Annotated in this window: 26 protein-coding genes; 8 read left to right on the forward strand and 18 right to left on the reverse strand. The window is 56.7% G+C overall.

Annotated elements, in window-relative coordinates:
• Window positions 1–80: 80 nt before the first annotated feature.
• Complete coding sequence (locus I5192_RS14765; RefSeq protein WP_170425922.1) at window positions 81–1,139, forward strand: transporter substrate-binding domain-containing protein; 1,059 nt, start codon at window positions 81–83, stop codon at window positions 1,137–1,139.
• On the opposite strand, the gene I5192_RS14770 is transcribed toward I5192_RS14765, so the two are convergent.
• From I5192_RS14770 to I5192_RS14780, 3 genes are read right to left on the reverse strand one after another with little or no spacing between them, the layout of a single operon-like run.
• Window positions 1,136–1,480: a hypothetical protein gene (locus tag I5192_RS14770; protein ID WP_170399025.1), complete on the reverse strand. Its 345-nt coding sequence runs from the start codon at window positions 1,478–1,480 to the stop codon at window positions 1,136–1,138. The two genes, I5192_RS14765 and I5192_RS14770, sit on opposite strands and share 4 nt — an antisense overlap.
• Before the next feature lie 37 nt (window positions 1,481–1,517).
• Entirely contained in the window at window positions 1,518–2,096 is a 579-nt protein-coding gene (locus I5192_RS14775) for a TetR/AcrR family transcriptional regulator (protein ID WP_255611944.1), read from the reverse strand.
• Window positions 2,097–2,110: 14 nt separating this feature from the next.
• Window positions 2,111–2,353: a hypothetical protein gene (locus I5192_RS14780; RefSeq protein ID WP_255611946.1), complete on the reverse strand. Its 243-nt coding sequence runs from the start codon at window positions 2,351–2,353 to the stop codon at window positions 2,111–2,113.
• A 142-nt stretch (window positions 2,354–2,495) separates the two neighbouring features.
• Between I5192_RS14780 and I5192_RS14785 the strand changes: the two genes are divergently transcribed.
• On the forward strand, window positions 2,496–3,677 hold the full coding sequence (locus tag I5192_RS14785) for an aromatic ring-hydroxylating dioxygenase subunit alpha (RefSeq protein ID WP_223117163.1): 1,182 nt from the start codon (window positions 2,496–2,498) through the stop codon (window positions 3,675–3,677).
• 52 nt (window positions 3,678–3,729) lie between these two features.
• Here I5192_RS14785 and dapD read toward each other — a convergent pair whose 3' ends face one another.
• From dapD to I5192_RS14810, 5 genes are all read right to left on the reverse strand, one after another.
• A complete protein-coding gene (gene dapD, locus I5192_RS14790; protein WP_223117164.1) occupies window positions 3,730–4,557 on the reverse strand; it encodes a 2,3,4,5-tetrahydropyridine-2,6-dicarboxylate N-succinyltransferase in 828 nt (275 codons plus the stop codon).
• A gap of 92 nt (window positions 4,558–4,649) precedes the next feature.
• Entirely contained in the window at window positions 4,650–5,615 is a 966-nt protein-coding gene (gene bioB / locus I5192_RS14795; RefSeq protein WP_170732843.1) for a biotin synthase BioB, read from the reverse strand.
• On the reverse strand, window positions 5,608–6,195 hold the full coding sequence (locus I5192_RS14800) for a biotin transporter BioY (RefSeq protein ID WP_223117165.1): 588 nt from the start codon (window positions 6,193–6,195) through the stop codon (window positions 5,608–5,610). The genes bioB and I5192_RS14800 overlap by 8 nt, the downstream gene beginning before the upstream one ends.
• Before the next feature lie 121 nt (window positions 6,196–6,316).
• On the reverse strand, window positions 6,317–6,916 hold the full coding sequence (locus tag I5192_RS14805; protein ID WP_170425930.1) for a GntR family transcriptional regulator: 600 nt from the start codon (window positions 6,914–6,916) through the stop codon (window positions 6,317–6,319).
• Between the two features lie 44 nt (window positions 6,917–6,960).
• A complete protein-coding gene (locus I5192_RS14810; RefSeq protein WP_223117166.1) occupies window positions 6,961–7,872 on the reverse strand; it encodes a threonine/serine dehydratase in 912 nt (303 codons plus the stop codon).
• Between the two features lie 78 nt (window positions 7,873–7,950).
• On the opposite strand from I5192_RS14810, the gene I5192_RS14815 reads away from it, so the two are divergent.
• Together I5192_RS14815 and I5192_RS14820 are read left to right on the forward strand one after the other, a co-directional pair.
• Entirely contained in the window at window positions 7,951–8,793 is an 843-nt protein-coding gene (locus I5192_RS14815; protein ID WP_170732575.1) for a TIGR00730 family Rossman fold protein, read from the forward strand.
• Window positions 8,794–8,796: 3 nt separating this feature from the next.
• Window positions 8,797–9,894, forward strand: a complete 1,098-nt coding sequence (locus I5192_RS14820; RefSeq protein WP_223117167.1) for a cystathionine gamma-lyase — start codon at window positions 8,797–8,799, stop codon at window positions 9,892–9,894.
• Here the strand turns inward: I5192_RS14820 and I5192_RS14825 are convergent, their stop codons facing one another.
• Window positions 9,895–10,278, reverse strand: a complete 384-nt coding sequence (locus I5192_RS14825; RefSeq protein ID WP_170399056.1) for a hypothetical protein — start codon at window positions 10,276–10,278, stop codon at window positions 9,895–9,897.
• Between the two features lie 157 nt (window positions 10,279–10,435).
• Between I5192_RS14825 and I5192_RS14830 the strand changes: the two genes are divergently transcribed.
• The 3 genes from I5192_RS14830 (at window position 10,436) to I5192_RS14840 (ending at window position 13,416) form a co-directional block, all read left to right on the forward strand.
• The gene (locus I5192_RS14830) at window positions 10,436–11,353 is read left to right on the forward strand and encodes a DnaJ C-terminal domain-containing protein (protein WP_170399059.1); all 918 of its coding nucleotides are present in this window, start codon (window positions 10,436–10,438) and stop codon (window positions 11,351–11,353) included.
• Entirely contained in the window at window positions 11,350–11,694 is a 345-nt protein-coding gene (locus tag I5192_RS14835; RefSeq protein WP_170406831.1) for a hypothetical protein, read from the forward strand. The genes I5192_RS14830 and I5192_RS14835 overlap by 4 nt, the downstream gene beginning before the upstream one ends.
• Before the next feature lie 63 nt (window positions 11,695–11,757).
• Window positions 11,758–13,416, forward strand: a complete 1,659-nt coding sequence (locus tag I5192_RS14840) for a U32 family peptidase (RefSeq protein ID WP_170425938.1) — start codon at window positions 11,758–11,760, stop codon at window positions 13,414–13,416.
• A gap of 3 nt (window positions 13,417–13,419) precedes the next feature.
• Here I5192_RS14840 and I5192_RS14845 read toward each other — a convergent pair whose 3' ends face one another.
• The 5 genes from I5192_RS14845 to I5192_RS14865 all read right to left on the reverse strand — a co-directional run bounded on the left by I5192_RS14845 (window position 13,420) and on the right by I5192_RS14865 (window position 16,892).
• A complete protein-coding gene (locus I5192_RS14845) occupies window positions 13,420–14,043 on the reverse strand; it encodes a cytochrome P460 family protein (protein WP_170425939.1) in 624 nt (207 codons plus the stop codon).
• Between the two features lie 225 nt (window positions 14,044–14,268).
• Window positions 14,269–15,456: a 23S rRNA (adenine(2503)-C(2))-methyltransferase RlmN gene (rlmN, locus tag I5192_RS14850; protein WP_170562225.1), complete on the reverse strand. Its 1,188-nt coding sequence runs from the start codon at window positions 15,454–15,456 to the stop codon at window positions 14,269–14,271.
• A 77-nt stretch (window positions 15,457–15,533) separates the two neighbouring features.
• Window positions 15,534–15,854, reverse strand: a complete 321-nt coding sequence (locus I5192_RS14855; RefSeq protein WP_170636411.1) for a lysozyme inhibitor LprI family protein — start codon at window positions 15,852–15,854, stop codon at window positions 15,534–15,536.
• A gap of 157 nt (window positions 15,855–16,011) precedes the next feature.
• Window positions 16,012–16,182: a hypothetical protein gene (locus I5192_RS14860; protein WP_170399076.1), complete on the reverse strand. Its 171-nt coding sequence runs from the start codon at window positions 16,180–16,182 to the stop codon at window positions 16,012–16,014.
• Between the two features lie 176 nt (window positions 16,183–16,358).
• Window positions 16,359–16,892, reverse strand: a complete 534-nt coding sequence (locus tag I5192_RS14865) for an invasion associated locus B family protein (protein ID WP_170399079.1) — start codon at window positions 16,890–16,892, stop codon at window positions 16,359–16,361.
• A gap of 179 nt (window positions 16,893–17,071) precedes the next feature.
• On the opposite strand from I5192_RS14865, the gene I5192_RS14870 reads away from it, so the two are divergent.
• Window positions 17,072–18,070 carry an asparaginase gene (locus I5192_RS14870; RefSeq protein WP_223117168.1) on the forward strand — a complete coding sequence of 333 codons (999 nt, stop codon included), beginning with the start codon at window positions 17,072–17,074 and terminating at the stop codon, window positions 18,068–18,070.
• A 3-nt stretch (window positions 18,071–18,073) separates the two neighbouring features.
• Here I5192_RS14870 and I5192_RS14875 read toward each other — a convergent pair whose 3' ends face one another.
• Genes I5192_RS14875 through serB form a run of 4 tightly spaced genes read right to left on the reverse strand, consistent with a single transcriptional unit; the run spans window position 18,074 to window position 20,080 of the window.
• Window positions 18,074–18,394: a YciI family protein gene (locus I5192_RS14875; protein ID WP_170732582.1), complete on the reverse strand. Its 321-nt coding sequence runs from the start codon at window positions 18,392–18,394 to the stop codon at window positions 18,074–18,076.
• Window positions 18,395–18,416: 22 nt separating this feature from the next.
• Window positions 18,417–18,845 carry an SRPBCC domain-containing protein gene (locus I5192_RS14880; RefSeq protein ID WP_170399086.1) on the reverse strand — a complete coding sequence of 143 codons (429 nt, stop codon included), beginning with the start codon at window positions 18,843–18,845 and terminating at the stop codon, window positions 18,417–18,419.
• Entirely contained in the window at window positions 18,833–19,162 is a 330-nt protein-coding gene (locus I5192_RS14885) for a helix-turn-helix transcriptional regulator (RefSeq protein ID WP_223117169.1), read from the reverse strand. The genes I5192_RS14880 and I5192_RS14885 overlap by 13 nt, the downstream gene beginning before the upstream one ends.
• A gap of 39 nt (window positions 19,163–19,201) precedes the next feature.
• Complete coding sequence (gene serB, locus I5192_RS14890; RefSeq protein WP_223117170.1) at window positions 19,202–20,080, reverse strand: phosphoserine phosphatase SerB; 879 nt, start codon at window positions 20,078–20,080, stop codon at window positions 19,202–19,204.
• Window positions 20,081–20,110 lie beyond the last annotated feature (30 nt).

Raw genomic sequence — 20,110 nt, forward strand, 5'->3', positions numbered from 1 at the left:
AAACATGAGCGTTGACCCAGCGGCTGCCTTGCCGCGCTGCCCTTAAGTGCGTTAGAGGGCCGCGAAACAGGTGATTCCACATGAAGCGTGTCTTCTTCGCATTGATCTGCCTGACTTTCGCGACTCTTGCGCAGCAAAGCCAGGCCCAGTCTCTTACGGTTACAACAGTAACCCGTCCTCCGTTCTCATTTGTCGAGGACGGTGCCCAGACCGGTTTCTCAATGGATCTTCTGGCGGCACTGTCTGAATCGCTCGGCTGGGAATACTCGATCAACCGCGTCGAGACATTTGGAGAAATGTTGGGCGCGGTTCAGGATGGCTCTGCCGATCTGGCGATCGCTAATATATCGATCACCGCCTTGCGCGAAACCCGAATGGATTTCACACAACCGATATTTGAGGCCGGATTACAGATCATGGTCCCGTCAGAGGCCGCTCGCCAGCCATCGCTGTTGCACGCTTTGCTGTCTCGGGAATTGTTCATCGCCATCGGGCTGGCCTTTGCGATCCTGCTTGGTGGCGGCATGCTGATGTGGAGTTTTGAGAAACGCGCGCAGCCCTACTTTGATCGCAAATTGAATGAGGCGTGGTTCCCGTCGTTCTGGTGGGCCCTCAACCTGGTGGTGAATGGTGGCTTTGAAGAGCGGATGCCGCGCACCCCGTTTGGCCGCCTGTTGGGTGTAGTACTGGTGGTGTCATCCCTATTCATCGTCTCCGTTTTCACGGCCCGGATCACCTCGGTGATGACGGTGGACGCAATCACCGGCAGCGTCAATTCGGTCAACGACCTTTACGGCAAACAGGTCGGGACGATTTCCGATTCAACCGCCGCCAGTTTCCTGAACCGGCGCGAGATCGACTATACCGGCTATGGCGATCTGCAGGACATGCTGAACGCGTTTGAGAATAAGGATTTGGATGCGGTCGTTTTCGACGCTCCGATCCTGTCCTATTATGCCAGCCACGAAGGGCGCAGAATGGCGACAATGACCGGGGGCATCTTCCTGCGTGAAAACTATGGGATCGCATTTCCAACCGGATCGCCATTGGTCGAAGACGTCAATCAGGCGCTGCTGTCCCTGCGCGAAGACGGCACCTATGACGAAATCTATCGCAAGTGGTTCGGGGTGAGAAACTAAGCAGTTTCCTCGTCGCCGAAGAATGGTGTCATCTGTGCCACGATAACCGCGTTTTCATCCAGCGCCCGTTGCATCAATGCCCGCTCATCCGGATCGATATCATGCCCTTGCGCCTCACGCTCGGCCAGCGTGCCATAGCCGGTGACATCCAGAGGTGCAGTATCGGCCTGCTTCAGGATCGCTACTGTCTCACGCACGGCTTCGGCCTCGTCCACGCCGCTGGCAAAACACATCAACGCCGCCCCGGTCGCGCCTTCGGGCAGGCCGTCGCCATCTTTGCGACCGATCTGAACCAACAACGTATAGACTTGCTGGCGCGAAGGTTTTTTCTGCTTTTCCATAGTGCCCGCAATACGCTGGCCCGATGGCACGGTCAACTCAGTCGCAGGTGCTGTCGTATAGGTGGTCCAACAGCATCTGCGCTGCCACGCGCTGCGTGTCGCGCCATTCCGCCCGGGGTCGCAATGGCATCACAGCATCCGTATTGAAATAAATTGCGGACATACCCGCTGCCACGGCTTGGACGCCTTGCATATTGGCGGCAGGCAGTTCGTTCATGATTTCAGCAGCGATCCTTGCCTCGAAGTCATAGACAAACCCAAGCAAGGGTTCTCGCAAATCCGCGTGTCTTTCTGAGGCTGCGACCAAAGCGGCAAACACTGCAGCACTTTCCGAAGAATAGGTGCCGTGTCCGAACAAAGCGTCCAGCATCGCTGCAACCCGATCAGTGCACGGCAGAGTGTCGAAGAGCGCCTCAACCTGATCCGCGAAGACTTTCAGGACGTGATCTAGCAGCTTGCGAACCATCTCATCCCGGTTGCCCAGATAGTGGCGCAGCAATGGCCGCCCGACGCCCGCCTCTTCTGATATGCGCGCCAAGGTCGAGCCATCCAGCCCGTACCGCGCGACACAACGCATAAATGCGTTCAGGATTTGCTCGGATCTGGCGTCTTTCATACTGGGACGGGGCATCAGAATCCGTTCGCAACTGGTGGAAAAACATCCGCCAGAACGTAGAGAACGCCCAAACCGATCCACAAACCCGTCAGCGACCAGAACAGTGCCGGATCTGTCGCGCGGTTTATCGGTTCGATCAAGAAGGCCTGCCCCGAGCGCACCGCCAAGAGCCCCCAAAATATGAACAACAGACCCCAAAGGCCGTAATACCCGGCGAAGGTCGAGACAAGAAGCGCCGCCAGAATTAGCAGTGTCATCCACCTTTGATTCCTCAGGGTTTGAATAAAAGTCATCCTGCCTCCAAGCGGGTTCAGAAAAATCTTAAGGTGAAATCTGGACATTCGAAGGTTTATTGTCAATATTGATGATTATCATTTTTGACAATAAACGGACTCAACAATGCCGCCTGACGCACTTCCGGATCAACCCAAGCAACAACTGCCGCGTGAGGCATATGTCTCGGACAGTTGGTATGAGGCCGAACAGAAAACCCTGTTCAGCAAGTGCTGGAGTTTTGCCGGCGTGACTATGGATTTCACCGAACCCGGCGATTTCAGGACGATTCAGGCCGGGGCCTACGCTCTGATCGTCATACGGGACGCAAATGGCGACTTGCGCGCCTTCCACAACCAATGCCGCCATCGCGGAACCGAGTTGTTGGAAGGTTGCGGCAACGCAGGCAAAACCATTGTCTGCCCTTATCACAACTGGGTCTACAATCTGGATGGCGCTTTGCGCGGCGTACCAGCCCAGCGCGAGTGCTTTCCGGATCTGGACAAGAAGGCAACCGCGTTGTTCGGTGCCTCAGTCGGTGTCTTCCGCAACCTTGTTTTTGTTCACCCAGAACCGGATCAAAGCTTTGACGCGTGGCTTGGCGATCTGGCTCAAATACCTTGGCCTCATGATCTGGCATCAAGCGAGCTACAAGAGAACCCCGACGACGTGGTCTATGAGATCAACTGCAATTGGAAGGTCTTCTTTGAAAATGCAATAGACGGCTATCACCTGGCCTATCTGCACAAAGACACGTTGGGCGGGCCAACCCATGACAAGAATCTTTGGGAGGTTTTTGGCCACAACATGGTCTGGTGGTCGACCGAGCGCGAAGGCGTCAAACATCGTATCCCTCAGTTTGTTGAAAGCTCGGCCAAAGGGTCCGGCCTGAAAACGGTACGGAATGCCGAAACGCCGGGCTATGGCGGGGTCTACATGCTGTTTCCGACCACGATCCTGACGCCAAACCCCTGGGGGTTTTCGATATCGACCATGGAACCAGTGGATGCCAACACAACACTTCTGCGGGTCAGAAACTGGTCGCCTAAAGGCTGGTTCACCTATACGCATCGCGCGGCGGACATACCCGGATACGACCCGGAATCCGGTCGGATCAAATCCTCTCACTGGACCCAGCACCCACTGGAGACGGGGGATTTTCAGACCGAGGATGTCTGGGTGTGCGAAAAGATGCAGCGCGCCCTCCAATCGCCCCGATATCAAGTCGGCCCTCTGGCCAAAGGGGCCGGAGGTGAGGCGGCGATTGATTTCTTTCAGCAAACAGTGCTGGAGTTCATGCCAAAATAAGAAAGGCCGCAGAGCATGCACTCTGCGGCCTATTCAAACTGAAACGACGGGATCAGTCGCGCAGTAGCTCATTGATCCCGGTTTTCGAACGGGTCTTTTCATCGACGCGTTTCACGATGACCGCGCAATACAGGCTTACATTGTTCTTGGACGGCATCGAGCCCGCAACAACCACCGAATAGGGCGGAACCTCGCCATACATGACTTCACCGGTTTCGCGGTCCACGATCTTGGTGGATTTACCGATGAATACGCCCATGCCCAGAACCGAACCCTCGCGGACGATGCAGCCTTCGACCACTTCCGAACGCGCACCGATAAAGCAGTTGTCTTCGATAATGGTCGGACCGGCCTGCATCGGCTCCAGTACGCCTCCAATGCCTACGCCGCCCGACAAGTGCACGTTCTTGCCGATCTGCGCGCAGGAACCAACGGTGGCCCAGGTATCAACCATCGTGCCTTCATCGACATAAGCGCCAAGGTTCACGAACGAGGGCATCAGCACCACACCCGGTGCGACATAGGCCGACTTGCGGACCACACAGTTTGGCACGGCGCGGAACCCTGCCGCGCGCCACTGGTTCTCTCCCCAGCCGGCGAACTTGCTGTCGACCTTATCCCACCAGCCGCCGTCTTGCGGGCCTCCGGTCTGGATTTCCATGTCCTTGATGCGGAACCCCAGCAGAACTGCTTTTTTCGCCCACTGGTTCACGTGCCAATCACCACTGTCGAGCTTTTCAGCCACCCGCAGCGAACCGCTGTCCAGCGCGCTCAGCGTGTCTTCGATTGCTTCTCGTTGCTTGCCGGTGGTCGCAGGGGTGATTGTGTCACGTACTTCCCAGGCGGCTTCGATGGCGGCTTCCAGTTGCGCATTGGACATGGGGCGTCTCCCTAGAGAATCTGTTCACGTTGATGTGGCCTATACGCAAGCGAGACCCATGGCGCAATGCGACGCGGATACCTCGGTTTGCGTCAATCATCGGTAAGTGCGCTGAGTGCGGCAAACATATCCCGGTCATTTTGGGTTCCGGCATTGGGTGCAGTCAGCAACACATCGCCGTAGAAAACCGAATTTGCGCCAGCCAGAAAGCACAAAGCCTGCTCGGCAGTTGAAAAGTCCGACCGTCCTGCCGACAAGCGCACCCGTGTTTGCGGCATGGCGATCCGCGCGGTCGCAACCATGCGCACCAGATCAAAAATGCCCACCTTTTCTAGATGCGCCAGCGGCGTGCCTTTGATCGGGATCAGCGCGTTTATCGGTACGCTTTCGGGATGCGGGTCAAAATTCGCAAGGACCTGCAACAGCGAGGCACGATCCCGCAGGCTTTCACCCATACCGATAATGCCGCCGCAGCACAGATCAATACCTTCGTCCCGGCAATAGCTGAGGGTCTCAAGACGATCCTGATAGGTACGAGTTCCAATAATCTCGCCATAGAATTCCGGCGAAGTATCCAGGTTATGATTGTACGCCGTAAGTCCTGCCTCGGCCAATCGTTTGGCCTGATGTGGCTTGAGCATGCCCAGGGTGACGCAAGCCTCCATGCCCAGATCACGCACGCCCCGCACCATGACCAGCACATTGTCGAATTCTTCGCCGTCGCGCACCTGACGCCATGCAGCACCCATGCAAAACCGTTCAGCCCCCGCATCGCGCGCCCGTTTGGCAAGCGAGATGACATGCGCAGGGTTCATGAGCTTTTCCTTGGTCAGCTCGACCTCGCGATGATGGGCGGATTGCGGGCAATAGGCGCAATCCTCGGGACAGCTTCCGGTTTTTATCGACAGCAGGCTGGCTTTTTGGATGTCGTTTGGATCGTGATACGTCCGGTGAATTACATTTGCGCGACCTACCAGATCCAACAGTGGAAGGCGCATCAGCGCCTCCACTTCATCCACGGTCCAATCGCTGCGGATATCTTGCCCGGTATCAAGCATCTGGCTGCGGCCCACGGATTTTCTGCATCAGACCCGTCGGCAGGCCAATCACGAGAACGGCTGCCAATGCAATCTTCACGAGATCACCCAGAATGAAAGGGCTGAAACCGTAAACCAGAACCTTGTCTGCAGGCACGAACTGAGCCAACCAACCCAGACCCAGCGCATAGATCACCGCAAGTCCAGCCAGCATCGCCGGAACCAGAAACAGTTTACGCAGATTGTCCGCGGCCCATCCAACCATGACCGAGGCGACCACGAAACCCAGCAAATAACCTCCGGTTCCGCCCATCATATAGGCCAGCCCGATGCCTTTTTCGGGCGTTCCGGCAAACACCGGCAAACCCACTGCCCCGGCAACCATGTAACCGATCACGGTTGCAGAACCGAGACGCAGCCCAAATGCCGCGGCGATAGCCATGACAGCGGCGACTTGAAGGGTCATGGGCACAGGCCAAAATGGCACCTGGACTTTTGCACTGGCGGTCAAAAGAAGAATACCCATCACGATACGAAGGATCTGACCCGCTGGGGTTATTGCTCCGGCGGCCGGAAGGGTGGATTGCAGAGTGGCTTTCATCGTCTTTCTCTTTTTATAGATAATATTTGATAGATTCGAAATTCATCATCATTTTTATCTATTAAAAATCAAGCCAAATCTTCTGAGGAGGCACAGATTGTCGTTTCAAAGGCAGAAAGTATCAGCTTGCACGACGGATATGGCGCACAAGTATCGAAGTTGCGGCGGAAACGTCTTTACTCTTCAGCGCCTGAATGATCGCAGCGTGATCCGTATCGACGCGCTGCACCCATTTGGGCCGCCAATGTGCAAACAAGTGCCTGGCACTGGCAATGTGCAGGTCATCGACAGCATGCAAAAGACGGGGCAACCCGCAAGGTGTCAGGATGGCACGATGAAACACCCTGTTCCGCGCCTCCCATTGAGGCATGTTTTCAGCCTGATCACATGCCTTTCGCGCATCATCAGCCACTTTCAGAGCAGCTGGCGTCATATTTTGCACGGAATGCTGCATCGCCAGCGTTTCCAGCGCGACACGCATTTCGATCACTTCACGCACTTCGGCAGGGTCCAACGCGGTGACGCGCATGCCCTTTCGCGGTTCGCTTTTGGCCAATCCATGCGCCTCAAGCCGCAGCAGTGCTTCGCGCACCGGAACATGGCTGGTCTCAAAGTCGCGCGCGATATGGTCCTGACGCAGCTTTTCACCGGCAGGAAGATCGCCGGTGATGATTTTCTGGCTCAGGGCATTATAGATTGTGTCGGCAATGGTCGCGGTCATGAATTATAGATAAAATCCATGAACAACATCTACAAGCCGTATTCTCAACCTGTTAGCGGATCTGGCGCGATGTTCCCGCCGCAAATCAGCACTGCGACACGCTCACCCGGCTCCGGCTGGTAAGCGCCCGAAATCAGTGCGGCAAGCGCAGCAGCCCCTGCTGGTTCAACCAGTATTCGATGCGTCTGCCACAGAGCATTCTGGGCTTGCGCTATCGCATCGTCAGAAACCAGAACCGAACTCATACCTTGGGCCAGCCCAAAGCAAATCTCACCAATTCTCCGTGCGCCCAGTGCGTTCGCTGCGATGCCCGAAACGGAAACATCAACCGGTTCGCCCGCAGCCAACGCCGCATTCAGCGCGCAAGAGGTTTCCGGTTCGACCGCCACGACTTTGCGCGCACCCTGAAACCATGCCAAAGCTCCGGCAATCAGCCCACCGCCGCCCACGGCCACCAATACTGTGTCCGCCTGCAAGCCCTGCGCGTCCCATTCAGCAAAACATGTCCCCTGCCCTACCACCGTCGCTGGCGCATCATAGGCATGGATTTGCATGGCGCCGGTGCTTTCCTCATGCGCCTGCGCCATGGTCAGTGCATTGGCGTATTCACCCGAAACAACACTCAGATCAGCCCCGATCCGCTTGATCAGCGCAATCTTGGAGGGACCTGCAAGTTCGGGCACAAAAATCTTCGCTGGATAGCCCAGTGATTGCGCGGCATAAGCCGCTGCCGCACCGTGGTTGCCACCGGAAGCCGCCACGACGCCTGCCGCAGGCACATCCATGCTGAGCAGGGTATTGAACGCCCCGCGCGCTTTGAAGCTGCCGGTGTGCTGCATATGTTCAAGCTTCATTTCAATCGGATAGCCCGGAATATGGCTTTCCATCACCGGTGTGACCTGCGCGTGTCCGGCAATGCGGTCCCGCGCTGCCAATATTTCACTTTTCCAATCCATTCTTGTCTTTCCGTGACTGGCACTCTGCCCGCGAACCCTATAGCTGTTTTGGAAACACGCAAGCAGGGAACCCCGCATATGAGAGAAGATCGCCTCAGCCCCTTTCGCGACGCACAGACCGACCGCTCGACCGCAAGCGAGGTACCAGATACCCCGCAGACGCGGTCTTCGGCCTATCGCCTTGCCTTCGCTGATGATGACTTCCTGTGCCGGGATGAGCTGCGCCCCGTGCGGCTGCAACTGGAGCTGTTGAAGCCCGAGATGATCATGACCGAGCGTGAGATCACCTCGACCATCGTCATGTTCGGTGGCGCGCGCATTCCGGAGCCGACCCAGAAACACACGGCGCGGACCGAGACCTTGGCCGGGCTGTCGAAATACTACGATGAAGCGCGTGAGTTTGCGCGTCTGATGACCGAGAAGTCAAATCGGACAGGTTGCCGCGAGAACGTGATCGTCACGGGTGGCGGCCCCGGCGTGATGGAAGCGGGCAACCGTGGTGCACAGGATGCAGGCGGGTGTTCGATCGGCCTGAACATCGTGCTTCCGCACGAGCAGGCTCCGAACCTATACGTGACGCCTGATCTCAGCTTCAATTTCCACTATTTCGCCATCCGCAAGATGCACTTCCTTATGCGCGCTCGCGCCATCACCATCTTCCCCGGCGGCTTCGGCACCATGGATGAGCTCTTCGAATCCCTGACTTTGATCCAGACCGGCCGCATGGACCGCGTCCCTTTCCTGCTGTTCGGGCGTGAGTTCTGGGAAAAGGTTATCAACTGGGAAGCGCTGGCCGATGCGGGCACGATCTCGGACGAGGATCTTGACCTGTTCCGTTTTGTCGACACTGCGCAAGAGGCAGTCGAGATCATCGAGAACTGGGAACCCGCGCCCCCACGCGATGAAATACCGGGGCGCTGAGCCATGAGCCCGAAGACCGGAGAAATGTTGCACCTGCGCGGGAATGCGCTGAACAAGGGCGAGCCTGTGGCCCTGCCGTTGACCCAAAGCAGCATGTACCATCTGCCCGGCGCGCCGGATGGGCATGCCAGCTATGGCCGGGTCGATAACCCGACCTGGGTGCATCTGGAACACGTTCTGTCGCATCTCGAAGATGCACCCTGCCTCAGCTTTCCTTCGGGTATGGGTGCGATTTCGGCGGCCTTGTTTGCGACGGTCCAAGCCGGGTCGCGGCTGCTGATCCCGTCCGACGGGTATTATGTGACGCGCCTTTTGGCTGATCGGTTCCTGTCAAATCTGGGCGTCTCGGTTATCGAACGCCCAACCACCGACTTTGCCGAAGGTGGCTTTGATGAATTCGATGTGGTGTTTCTAGAAAGCCCCTCGAACCCCGGTCTGGACATGCTTGATCTGCCAGTAATCGCCGAGGCCGTGCGCGAGGCCGGCGGCATCACCATCGCCGACAACACAACGATGACCCCATTGGGCCAGCGCCCACTGGACCTTGGCGTCGATGTGGTTGTGAGTTCAGACACCAAAGCGATGGGTGGGCATTCGGACCTGTTGATGGGTCATTTAGCCAGCCGCAATCCGCAAATCATGGAGCGAGTTGAGGAATGGCGCCGCGTCTCCGGTGCGATCCCGGGGCCACATGAAGCGTGGTTGCTACATCGGGGTTTGGAGACTCTGGATGTGCGGTTTGATCGGATGTGTAGCTCAGCACAAATACTGGCTGAACGGCTGGCGGCGCACCCGGCCGTGAAACAGATCCGCTATCCCGGACTGACCGATGATCCGGCGCACACATTGGCGACGGCTCAAACCACGCGCTTCGGGTTTCTGCTAAGCATCACGCTTGAGTCCGAGACCAAAGCCGAACAGTTCATCAATAGCTGCCCACTGCTGCGTCCGGCTACATCCTTCGGCGGCGTCCACAGTTCAGCCGAGCGGCGCGCCCGTTGGGGGGATGCTGTCGATCCTGCTTTCATCCGCCTGTCCGTGGGGTGCGAACCGGTGGACGAGTTGTGGCAGGCCATCGAGGCCAGTTTAGACGCGATATGACTATTTCTTAGGGTCGCGCAGTTCGGGAAACACGTAGATCGGCAGCACAATACTGCCGATCAGAGCGCCCAACCATACCAGCAAGGTTGCGGCCAATAGATTTGAGATACCGCCAATGGTCAGACCCGATGTGATCAGATCGGTGACCAGAAGGCCAACAAAGGTTACGATCAAGGCAATTCCGCCCTTCAGCGCCGGTGCCTTCTTTTCCCCCAGCTTCAGGATCAGCGGTTCGGCTATCACCTGGACCAGGGTGAACACGACTACCACCACGATGAAGGAAATCGGTCGGATCGCAAACTCTGACAGCAGCAAACTGGCCAATAGCAGCCCGATGGCGTTCCCAGCCAGCAATGCCAGCACCGATTTGAGCCTGCGCGTCATGGGGTGATCTCCGTCAATGATCAATCTGAAACATCTTGATGTTAGCAGAACTTAACAGATTTACGAGACAATTCAGCCGCCTCTACTTTTTGACCTGTTGAAATCAATTGATAAAATACATTCATCAAGGGCAAACCCCACATCGACGAGAGGCAAGATGAGCGACGATCCCTATTCCGTACTTGGCGTCGCCAAAGACGCTAGCGATGCCGAGATCAAGAAAGCCTATCGGAAGATCGCCAAAGAATGCCACCCGGACCTCAAGCCGGGCGATGCCGAGGCAGAGGCCAAGTTCAAAGCCGCTGCTGCTGCTTATGACCTGCTGAAAGACCCCGAGACGCGCAAACGCTACGACAATGGCGAAATTGATGCGTCGGGTCAGGAACGTCCGCAGCAGCAGTATTATCGCGAATATGCCGAGGCTGCTGGCAACCCTTATCGCGGTCACGCGGCTGAACAGGACGATATGTCCGACATCTTTGCCGAATTCATGCGCGGGCGGGGTGGATATGGACAGCGCACGCAGGAATTCCATGCACCGGGCCACAACCTGAACTACTCGCTGCAGATCAGCTTTCTTGACGCCGTTTTCGGAGCCAGCCAGAAATTGACCCTGCCAGATGGGAACCGGATTGAAGTGAAGATACCTGCGGGCATCACGACCGGGCAAACCATCCGCCTGCGTGGCAAAGGGGCCCCGGGGTACGGCGATGGGCCTCCCGGCGATGCGCTTGTGACGATCTCGGTTGCCGATCACCCGGTGTTCGACCGTCAAGGCGATGACATCCACATCACGCTGCCCATCACCATTGATGAGGCCGTTCTGGGTGGCAAGGTTCCCGCCCCTACCATCGACGGTGGCGTCAATGTCAGTGTCCCAGCGGGGACCAGCAGCGGCAAAACCCTGCGCCTGCGTGGCAAAGGGGTCAAGAAACGCGGCTCGTCCGAGCGGGGCGATCAGTTCATAGAACTGACCGTCGCAATGCCAGACAAGGTAGACGATGAATTGAAGCACTTCATGGAGACATGGCGCGAAACCCACGGCTATGATCCGCGCAAAGGAATGCCGTCATGAGCCGCACATTGACCGAAGCCGAACTGATCGACGCCATCGCCCGCCTGACTTCGGATCGCCTGACCGAATATCTGGCCGCTGAGATCGTGATCCCCGAGCAATCGGAGCAAGGGCTGCGATATCAGCGTATCGACGTTGCTCGTCTGGAACTGGCATGCGAACTGCATGACCAGTACGACATGGAGGCCGATGCACTGTCGATGATGATCTCTCTGATCGACCAGATGCATGGGCTGCGCGCCGAACTGCGCGAGGTTTTGAACGCAGTCGAGGCGCAACCGGAACCGGTTCGCCAACAACTGATCGAAGTGATCGGAACAGCGCGATTCCGTCGCAGTTAACGGGGTTTTGGGAGCCGGGATTTTGGCGTAGAAGGCGCCCTTGATCCTTAGCCCGGTATCCCCATGACCCAGTCCAGATCCGAATTGCTGATGCCTGCGGGCAATCTGCGTAAGTTGAAACTCGCCATCCTCTATGGCGCGGATGCGGTCTATCTGGGCACACCGGATATGTCGCTGCGGACAAAGTCCGAGTTCTCGCTGGAAGAGGTGATAGAGGGGGTCGAGTTCTGCCACAACCATGGCCGGCGCGCGTACCTGACACTGAACCTGTTCTCGCACAATAAGGACATTCCGAAGCTGGACGAATACATCGACACTGTCCGCAAGGTGAAACCTGACGGGCTGATCATCGCCGACCCCGGAGTGTTCCAATACGTCCGCGAACGCGCGCCGGAACTGCCGCTGCATATCTCGACGCAAGCCAATATCTGTTCGTGGTTGTCGGTGAAGTTCTGGCAGGATCAGGGGGCCGAGCTTGTGGTTCTGGCCCGCGAAGTCTCCTATCCCGAACTGGTCGAGATTCGCGAAAAATGCCCGGACATCAAGCTTGAGGCGTTTGTGCACGGGGCCATGTGCATGACCTATTCGGGCCGCTGCCTACTGTCGAACTTCATGGCCGAACGCGGGGCCAATCAGGGCAACTGCGCCAATTCCTGCCGCTGGAACTATGGTTTGAAACTGCGTCTGAAAGACGGAACGCATCAGGAGCTGCGCATTACCGATGAAAACGCCGACCTATTCGAATTCCTGCTGGAAGAAGGCTGTCGCCCCGGTGATTTGATGCCCATCGAAGAGGATGATCGGGGATCCTACATCCTCAATTCCCGCGACCTGTGCATCATGCCCAAGCTGGATGAATACTTGAAGATCGGTGTCGACAGTCTGAAAGTCGAAGGGCGCGGCAAATCGGAGTATTATGCCGCCATCGTCGCGCGCGCCTATCGTATGGCCATCGACGACTATCACGCCGACCCCGAGAACTGGGACCCGAAGCCCTATATGCGTGAACTCGAAACAATCGGGAACCGCGGCTACACGCTGGCTTTCCACGAAGGCCGCCTGACCAATTATGCACATGATTACGAACACACAGCCTCGATTGCGCAGTGGGAATATGCCGGGATCGTCACCGAGGTGACCGAGGATGCCTTTCTGGTCGAGGTGAAAAACAAGCTGGAACCGGGGGATGTATTGGATTTCGTCTCTCCGATTTCGCGCGAGACGGTTCTGCTGCGGGTCTATGACTTTGAACGCGCTCATGATGGGGCGCGGCTGAACGTTGTGCATGGCAGTACCAAAACCATGATCCGCCTTCCCTTCACCCTGTTCGATCACGAGGATATCGACGATCTGCGCGCCCGTTTCCCGGTCTACTCCGTCCTGCGCAAAGAACGTGCCCTGACCGACGAACACTGGAGTCGCATTCGGTTTGACAAGCTGGTGCAGGGGCTGGAAACCTCAGGTCGCGACAACCCTAAGGCCTATACCCGCCGTCGTGACGAGCTGGTCGAGAAAATCGGCGAAGACGGCAATGAGCGCCGCTTCAAAACCAATCGTATCGGAACCGAGGGATGTTGCGGCAAAGGCTGCAACGGCTGTTTGATCTTCTGGCAGGATGAGAAATACGCGCTCGCCCGCGAGGTCCTATCCAAACGCAAACAGGGTGAGCAACTCAGTCGTCAGGAAGCGACTGAGCTGAAGCTGCCTGACCCGGCGGCCTGAAGATCACTCTGCGACACGATACTCTTCGGGTACGTAAAACGTATAGTCCCGGTCCGCGACGGCCTCGTGGCAGACATGGCAGTAATCGACCTCTGACGCGCGAAAGCCCATCGTATCACCGAACAGCGAACCGTCCGGCATCACCATGATATAACGCCAGTCGGCTGTTTCCGGGTTGGTGCCTTCTGGCAGTTTCTCCATCACGAACAGGGCACCGGGATGGATATTGCCCTCATCTGTGACAGTCATACTGTCTTTGGCCAGGACCGAGCCCGCAGGCAGCTCTTCGCCTTCTTGCAATGTGCCGTAATTGTGGGCCATGCGGTTCGCATAGCTGTTGACATAGCGCTGCCCATGCGTGGCCGAGATGTAGGGCGCATCGTTGAACAACGGCCAGTTCTGATAGTTTCGGATCAAGTCCATCTGTGCCGCCGCATAACCCCGCGACATGCGTCGTATCAATGACTGATAGTGTTTCTGCGCTTGCTCCTTGGTCAGATCGGCTGGGTTTTCAATCGCCAAATGCGCATCCTGATCTTTGGTCTGAGCAGATGCCGCGTGGAGAACAAATCCCGAGATCGCCAGAACAGCCGCGATACCCAAGACTTGCCGGTGACTTACAATCATATTGTGGCCTCCCTGACTGATCAGTTCGCCTAAATGCCGCTTTGCTTCAGAAAAATGGTAGCGGCCTTAATTGGTGTTACCAGCACCGCCCCGGCAATCTCACCACCTTGTGTCTGTCGGTGAGTTCCCCATCCAGAGCGGGTCTGCGCCGAAGATACCAAATTTTGAACAAGGAAACAGCACTCAATTCATTAAGTTTTTCGCGTGAAGCCACGGCGCATGCCCTTAGCGGTTTAGCCCGGCTTCAGCCTCGATCTGCTTTCGCGATTTCCGGGCCCGTTCGGTGGCCGATTTTAACTGGCCACAGGCCGCCATGATATCCTCACCCCGCGTTTTGCGGATGGGTGAGGCATAGCCCGCCTGATAGATGATGTTCGCAAAGGCGCGGATACGATTGTTCGAGCTGCGCTTGTAGGGCGCGCCCGGCCATTCGTTGAACGGGATCAGGTTGATCTTGGCCGGGATGTTATGGCGCTTGATATGTGCGATCAGGCGATGTGCGTCTTCGTCGCTGTCGTTCACGCCATCCAGCATCACGTATTCGAACGTGATCCGTTCAGAATTCGACGCGTTGGGATAGCTGGCCAACGCCTGCAGCAGTTCCTCGATATTCCAGCGCTTGTTGATCGGAACAAGTACGTCGCGAGTTTCATCAGTGGTAGCGTGGAACGAGATCGCCAACAGGCATCCAATTTCTTCAGCCGTGCGCGCGATCTCGGGTACCACACCCGAGGTCGACAGCGTGATGCGGCGACGGGACAGAGAAATCCCTTCGGGGTCCATCGCGATCTTCATTGCGTCACGGACGTTTTCAAAGTTGTAAAGCGGCTCGCCCATACCCATCAGCACGATATTTGACAGCAGGCGTGTTTCATCTTTGGGCGCACCCGGTGTTGGCCATTCCTCAAGATCGTCACGCGCCATCATGACCTGCCCGACAATTTCGGCCGCTGTCAGGTTGCGCACCAATTTCTGCGTGCCCGTGTGGCAGAAGGAACAAGTCAGCGTACAGCCCACCTGAGATGAGATGCATAGCGTTCCGCGATCATCTTCAGGGATATAGACAACCTCAACCTCGTGCCCGCCCGCGATACGGCACAGATATTTGCGGGTGCCGTCCTCAGAGACCTGACGGGTCACGACTTCGGGGATTTCAATTACGAACTGCTCGGCCAGTTGCGTGCGATAGGCCTTGGCCAGATTGGTCATCTCACCAAAATCACGCACACCCCATTGGTAGATCCATTGCCAAATCTGCCCCGTGCGCATCTTCGCCTGCTTTTCGGGCGTGCCGTGTTCAATTAGCGCCTCACGCAATTGATCGCGGGTCAAACCGACAAGGTTCATCTTCCCCTCGGGCAGTTTGCGGGGGATGGTCATGACGTCTTGAGTGATCGGCGCTTTGGGCGACATTGGCGTATCTCGGTGGATTCTGGCTTGGGATGCGCCTCTATATAGGAACACACGTAAAGATCAAAAGAATTCGTGCTTCAATTTGCGTAACGCAACAATTCGTCAACCCGCGCCCGGCCAAGGTCAACCCGACAGGCTGTGATGGCGATCCCCGTGCCCGATCCTCCGCCGAACGAAGCACCTACCGCTTCGCACTGCGCATCGCGATAGGCCACCCACGCGTTTTGCGAGGCCTCCAGCGCAGGCACAGCGACGACCCGTCCGGTGACCTCGTCCAGTTCTTGTGCGGAGCCGAGCGCCAGCGAATAGCTGGAGTCTATCGCTGTGTTTACCCGCAATTCCATATCCGAAACACAAGATCCAATTTCCACCTGCGAACCGGCGTCAATACACTCCATAGTTGGATCCGCAATTGCGGATATCGGAAACATCAAAAAAACAAACGCCCATCGCATCCATCAATCCTCCAGACAGAGATATCTGTCTATCACAGATCAAGATGCGCGCCCAATCAAGATGGGCCACTAAAGTAGAAACTTAAGCGGCCCATTGTTGTTAGTTTACTGCTGGCGGGATGTAGCAATCTTCTGCATCCAGGGTCTTTACGGGATCTTCCGGACCACATTGCTCACCCGTTATCGGATAGGTTTCCGATCCTTTCTCACAACCTGCAAGGATCACCGCAGACGCCATCAAGAGCACTGCCAAGTTTTTGCTTAAGTTCATTGCCGACTCCTCAACAAATTCTGAACTAATTAGTTCAGAAAACGGGGAAGCAGGCTTTGACACGGATCAAGAAACACCGCTCTACGTGGCGTAAATTTCTGAAAACACACAGGATCAGACCAAACAAATAAAACCCCGCCGGAAAGCGGGGTTTCGGAATTTGATCTGCTTGTGGCTTAGTTCGTGCAGCGCGTTTCCGCGTCTTCAATCGCGGCCGTAAAGCCCAGCAACGAGAAGGTGTCTTTGGTCTGCGTACCACGTTCCGAACGGGCGGTCAGCACCGCCTCACTTCCGCGCTTCATCGCTGTGACGATCTTGGCATCGTCCGAAGCGGTCGCAGGCCATGCCCACTCACCATCGGTGAACAGCTCGAACTCGCTGCCATCGACAACCAGATTGACAGTAGAACCAGACGCAAACGGATAGCCGCCGGTAAAGGTCACCTGCCCTTTAACCTCGGCATTCGGGCGATAGAACACAAACAGCAGGATATCGCTGCGCCGAACGGAAACGACCCGGCCACCGCGTGTGTTCACGGTCTCTTTCGGGGCAGAAACGCTCCAGCATTCGGTTGGGTCGTCCTCGACAAACACGCTCCAGTCCGTTTTTGCAGCGACGCGATTGGTACTGGTCGCCTGCTGCGCAATTGCCGTTGTCGCCATTCCTGCCATGCACAGGCCCGCGATTACGCGGACGAGCTTTAATCCCATCGGTTCAGCCTCCTAGCCCGACCTATTACCTCATACCCATCGGAAATACGTGCGAACTCTGCCGGTTCGTCTGTTCAGTTGCGTATTCCGATGATTGTCGACATACACACACTAACGCAGGTTTCGCCACAGGCGAAAGGGCGATTGGCAGATTTTTGCGCATGATTGATGGGGTGGACATGACACAAGCCGTACCAATGACAGAACTCTGGCGCGGGTCACTGTTGGAAAGCCTGCATATGGGCCATGCAGTGATCTGTGACGATAGTGGTCAGATCGTGCGCAGCTGGGGTGATCCAAACGCGGTGATCTATCCCCGTTCCTCGGCCAAAATGATCCAGGCCCTGCCGCTGATCACCTCGGGAGCAGCTGCAAAATACGGTTTGAACAGCGAACATCTGGCCTTGGCCTGTGCTTCACATAACGGGGCGCATATCCATACTGACCGCGTGTCCGCATGGCTCGATCATCTCGGTCTGTCCGAGCCCGATCTGCGCTGCGGCCCGCAGGAACCTGCCGACATGGCGGCCCGCGACGGGTTGATTCTTGCGGACGATACACCCTGCCAGATTCACAACAATTGCTCAGGCAAGCATTGCGGTTTCCTGACTTTGACGCAGCATATGGGGGCCGGGCCGGAATACTTGGAAATCGACCATCCAGTTCAGCAGGCCTGCCTGTCTGCCATCGAAGAAACCACAAGCGAAACCAGTCCCACCTACGGAATCGACGGGTGCTCGGCGCCGAATTTTGCGACATCACTGGTAGGGCTTGCGCGATCAATGGCTTGGTTTGCCTCTGCGGCAGACCGTTCGGACCGTTCCAGCGAAGCAGCGGTACAGCTCACAGAAGCAATGGTGAAACATCCCGAACTTGTCGCAGGTGAAACTCGCGCTTGTACCGAGTTGATGCGAGCGATGAACGGGCGCGTTGCAATCAAGACAGGGGCCGAGGCCGTCTTTGTTGCCATCATCCCTGAAAAGCGCATGGGCGTTGCGCTAAAAATCACTGACGGCACTACCCGCGCCAGCGAATGCGCCATCGCCGCGATTCTAGTGCATTTAGGTGTGCTTGAGGCCGATCACCCGGCCACCCGCAAATTCATGAACGCCACGCAATACAGCCGCCGCGGGCTGGAATGTGGTGTAATCAAACCCTCACCGGGATTCCCCGGCTGAGGCTTACATCTCGATCTCGTGCACCTCGGCCACTTCGACCGAGCCCGAGCCATTCACGACCATCGGGCAGCCTTTGGCCAATTCGGTTGCAGTCTCAATGCTGTCGGCCTTCACCACCGTGAAACCTGAGGCCGGATTTGATCCGCCATTGTCTTCAACCCCTCCGCTGCTGACCGTGTAGGACTGGCCTACAGGATTTCCCGGAATCTCTAATGAGCCGCCGATTTCCTGAAACCAAGCGCCCCAAGCGGCCATGGTCGCCTCGATCTCGGCGGGATCGGTTGGGGTGTGACCCCCGTGATAAACAAACAAATATTGGGGCATATCGCTCCTCCCTGATGAAAACCTATTTGCAAAGTGCTTCGAGTTTGCGCAGCGACGATGTCCAGCCTTCGTTGTGGTTCGTGGCCGATTCGGCATCGACAAGTTCACGGTGATCAACCACCAGCCGTGATCCGCTGTTGGTCGCGGTAACCGAAAAGGTCACATGGCTTTCCGCACCGCGCTGGTCCTGATCGTCATGCCAAGCCCACGTAAATCCAACAGATTTTGGTCGATCGATATGGGTAACGTGACCCGAGACTTTGAACTGCTGACCCTCGCCATTCTGCATAACCGAATACCAGGGACCAATGCGCGAAAAGTCGAGATCATGTTCCGGTACATGCAACCCTTCGGGCCCCCACCACTGCAGAAGTTTCGCACCATCGCTGACCCATGCGAACAGGACCTCGGGACTAACGGGAAAATCTCGTTCCAGTTTCAGGTCGGCCATGAATTTTCCCTTTCAATAAGCTCTTCCAAACGGTCGAGGCTGCTTTCCCAGAAATGTCGTTTCGAAATCGTCCATTCGGCTATCGCGCGCAGACCCTCGGGCTGCACCGAGTACATCCGTTGCGTGCCGTGTACCCGCTGCTGCACCAACCCGGCCTTGCGCAAAACCTTCAAATGGCGCGAGATCGCGGCCCCTGACATGCCCTTGCCTTCTATCAAATTACCGACGGGCAGTTCGCCTTCGTCCATCAGTTGCTCGACAATCGAGAACCGAGTGGCATCAGACAAAGCGGAGAATGTGACCAGAAGCGTATTCATGGCTTTATTTAACACAATAGTTAAATTAAAGGAAGCCCCTTAGAGGCCTTGAAATTCTGACCTGCCATAGCCCTGCAGATACAACAACGCTGTCAGATCGCCGTGATTTATGCGGACATCACATTCGGCAGCGACCGAAGGCTTGGCGTGCAACGCGACACCCGTCCCCGCCCGACCCAACATTCCCAGATCATTCGCTCCATCGCCAACGGCAATCACGTCAACCTCGGAGATACCTAGGCGTGTTGTGATCTGCTCCAATGCCTCTATTTTGGCCTGTCGCCCAAGAATGGGCCGCTTCACGTCGCCGGTAAGCTTGCCATCCTCAGCCAGCAATGTATTCGCCCGGTTCTCATCAAACCCAAGCTCTTCGGCGACCTTAGCCGTAAAAGCCGTGAACCCACCCGAGACCAGCGCTGCATAGACCCCATTCGCGCGCATCGTGGCAAGTAACGCCTTGCCGCCGGGCATCAGCGTGATCCGTTCATTCAGAACCTTGCCGATCACGCTTTCATCCAGCCCTTTCAACAAGCCCACACGCTCAGTCAGCGCACCTTCGAAATCCAGCTCGCCGTTCATTGCACGCGCGGTGATATCCTTGACCCGATCACCGACACCAGCCTCATCAGCCAGTTCATCGATGCATTCCTGTTGGATCATGGTGCTGTCCATATCGGCCAGCAGCATCTTTTTCCGGCGACCGTCAGTTTTTTGCACGACCAGGTCCACGCCCATCTCTTGCAACTCGCCCCAAACGTCCCAGCGATTGTCGGGAATTTCTGGCAGGGAAAACTCGGCCGCCTCATCGAGGCTCAGCCAGTTCGCATCATCCCCGCCCCATGCATTCCGCAACGACTCAACCAGCGTCGCCTCTAAAGAAGGGGCCGCAGGGTTGGTCAGCAGAGTAGCTACATACATGTCAGGCCTCCGATTAGCGCACCTGCGGGA

The sequence above is a fragment of the Ruegeria sp. SCSIO 43209 genome (assembly GCF_019904295.1).
Lineage (GTDB): Bacteria > Pseudomonadota > Alphaproteobacteria > Rhodobacterales > Rhodobacteraceae > Ruegeria.

Bases quoted from the DNA above. Each gene is read 5' to 3' on its own strand.
- I5192_RS14840 (WP_170425938.1), top strand. From the start codon at position 11,758: ATGACCCAGTCCAGATCCGAATTGCTGATGCCTGCGGGCAATCTGCGT.
- I5192_RS14870 (WP_223117168.1), top strand. From the start codon at position 17,072: ATGACACAAGCCGTACCAATGACAGAACTCTGGCGCGGGTCACTGTTG.
- bioB (WP_170732843.1), bottom strand. From the start codon at position 5,615: ATGCTTGATACCGGGCAAGATATCCGCAGCGATTGGACCGTGGATGAA.
- I5192_RS14815 (WP_170732575.1), top strand. From the start codon at position 7,951: ATGAGAGAAGATCGCCTCAGCCCCTTTCGCGACGCACAGACCGACCGC.
- I5192_RS14825 (WP_170399056.1), bottom strand. From the start codon at position 10,278: ATGACGCGCAGGCTCAAATCGGTGCTGGCATTGCTGGCTGGGAACGCC.
- I5192_RS14845 (WP_170425939.1), bottom strand. From the start codon at position 14,043: ATGATTGTAAGTCACCGGCAAGTCTTGGGTATCGCGGCTGTTCTGGCG.
- I5192_RS14865 (WP_170399079.1), bottom strand. From the start codon at position 16,892: ATGGGATTAAAGCTCGTCCGCGTAATCGCGGGCCTGTGCATGGCAGGA.
- I5192_RS14800 (WP_223117165.1), bottom strand. From the start codon at position 6,195: ATGAAAGCCACTCTGCAATCCACCCTTCCGGCCGCCGGAGCAATAACC.
- I5192_RS14775 (WP_255611944.1), bottom strand. From the start codon at position 2,096: ATGAAAGACGCCAGATCCGAGCAAATCCTGAACGCATTTATGCGTTGT.
- I5192_RS14820 (WP_223117167.1), top strand. From the start codon at position 8,797: ATGAGCCCGAAGACCGGAGAAATGTTGCACCTGCGCGGGAATGCGCTG.
- I5192_RS14875 (WP_170732582.1), bottom strand. From the start codon at position 18,394: ATGCCCCAATATTTGTTTGTTTATCACGGGGGTCACACCCCAACCGAT.
- I5192_RS14765 (WP_170425922.1), top strand. From the start codon at position 81: ATGAAGCGTGTCTTCTTCGCATTGATCTGCCTGACTTTCGCGACTCTT.
- I5192_RS14835 (WP_170406831.1), top strand. From the start codon at position 11,350: ATGAGCCGCACATTGACCGAAGCCGAACTGATCGACGCCATCGCCCGC.
- I5192_RS14780 (WP_255611946.1), bottom strand. From the start codon at position 2,353: ATGACACTGCTAATTCTGGCGGCGCTTCTTGTCTCGACCTTCGCCGGG.
- I5192_RS14770 (WP_170399025.1), bottom strand. From the start codon at position 1,480: ATGGAAAAGCAGAAAAAACCTTCGCGCCAGCAAGTCTATACGTTGTTG.
- I5192_RS14810 (WP_223117166.1), bottom strand. From the start codon at position 7,872: ATGGATTGGAAAAGTGAAATATTGGCAGCGCGGGACCGCATTGCCGGA.
- I5192_RS14830 (WP_170399059.1), top strand. From the start codon at position 10,436: ATGAGCGACGATCCCTATTCCGTACTTGGCGTCGCCAAAGACGCTAGC.
- I5192_RS14805 (WP_170425930.1), bottom strand. From the start codon at position 6,916: ATGACCGCGACCATTGCCGACACAATCTATAATGCCCTGAGCCAGAAA.
- rlmN (WP_170562225.1), bottom strand. From the start codon at position 15,456: ATGTCGCCCAAAGCGCCGATCACTCAAGACGTCATGACCATCCCCCGC.
- I5192_RS14880 (WP_170399086.1), bottom strand. From the start codon at position 18,845: ATGGCCGACCTGAAACTGGAACGAGATTTTCCCGTTAGTCCCGAGGTC.
- I5192_RS14860 (WP_170399076.1), bottom strand. From the start codon at position 16,182: ATGAACTTAAGCAAAAACTTGGCAGTGCTCTTGATGGCGTCTGCGGTG.
- I5192_RS14785 (WP_223117163.1), top strand. From the start codon at position 2,496: ATGCCGCCTGACGCACTTCCGGATCAACCCAAGCAACAACTGCCGCGT.
- I5192_RS14855 (WP_170636411.1), bottom strand. From the start codon at position 15,854: ATGGAGTGTATTGACGCCGGTTCGCAGGTGGAAATTGGATCTTGTGTT.
- I5192_RS14885 (WP_223117169.1), bottom strand. From the start codon at position 19,162: ATGAATACGCTTCTGGTCACATTCTCCGCTTTGTCTGATGCCACTCGG.
- serB (WP_223117170.1), bottom strand. From the start codon at position 20,080: ATGTATGTAGCTACTCTGCTGACCAACCCTGCGGCCCCTTCTTTAGAG.
- dapD (WP_223117164.1), bottom strand. From the start codon at position 4,557: ATGTCCAATGCGCAACTGGAAGCCGCCATCGAAGCCGCCTGGGAAGTA.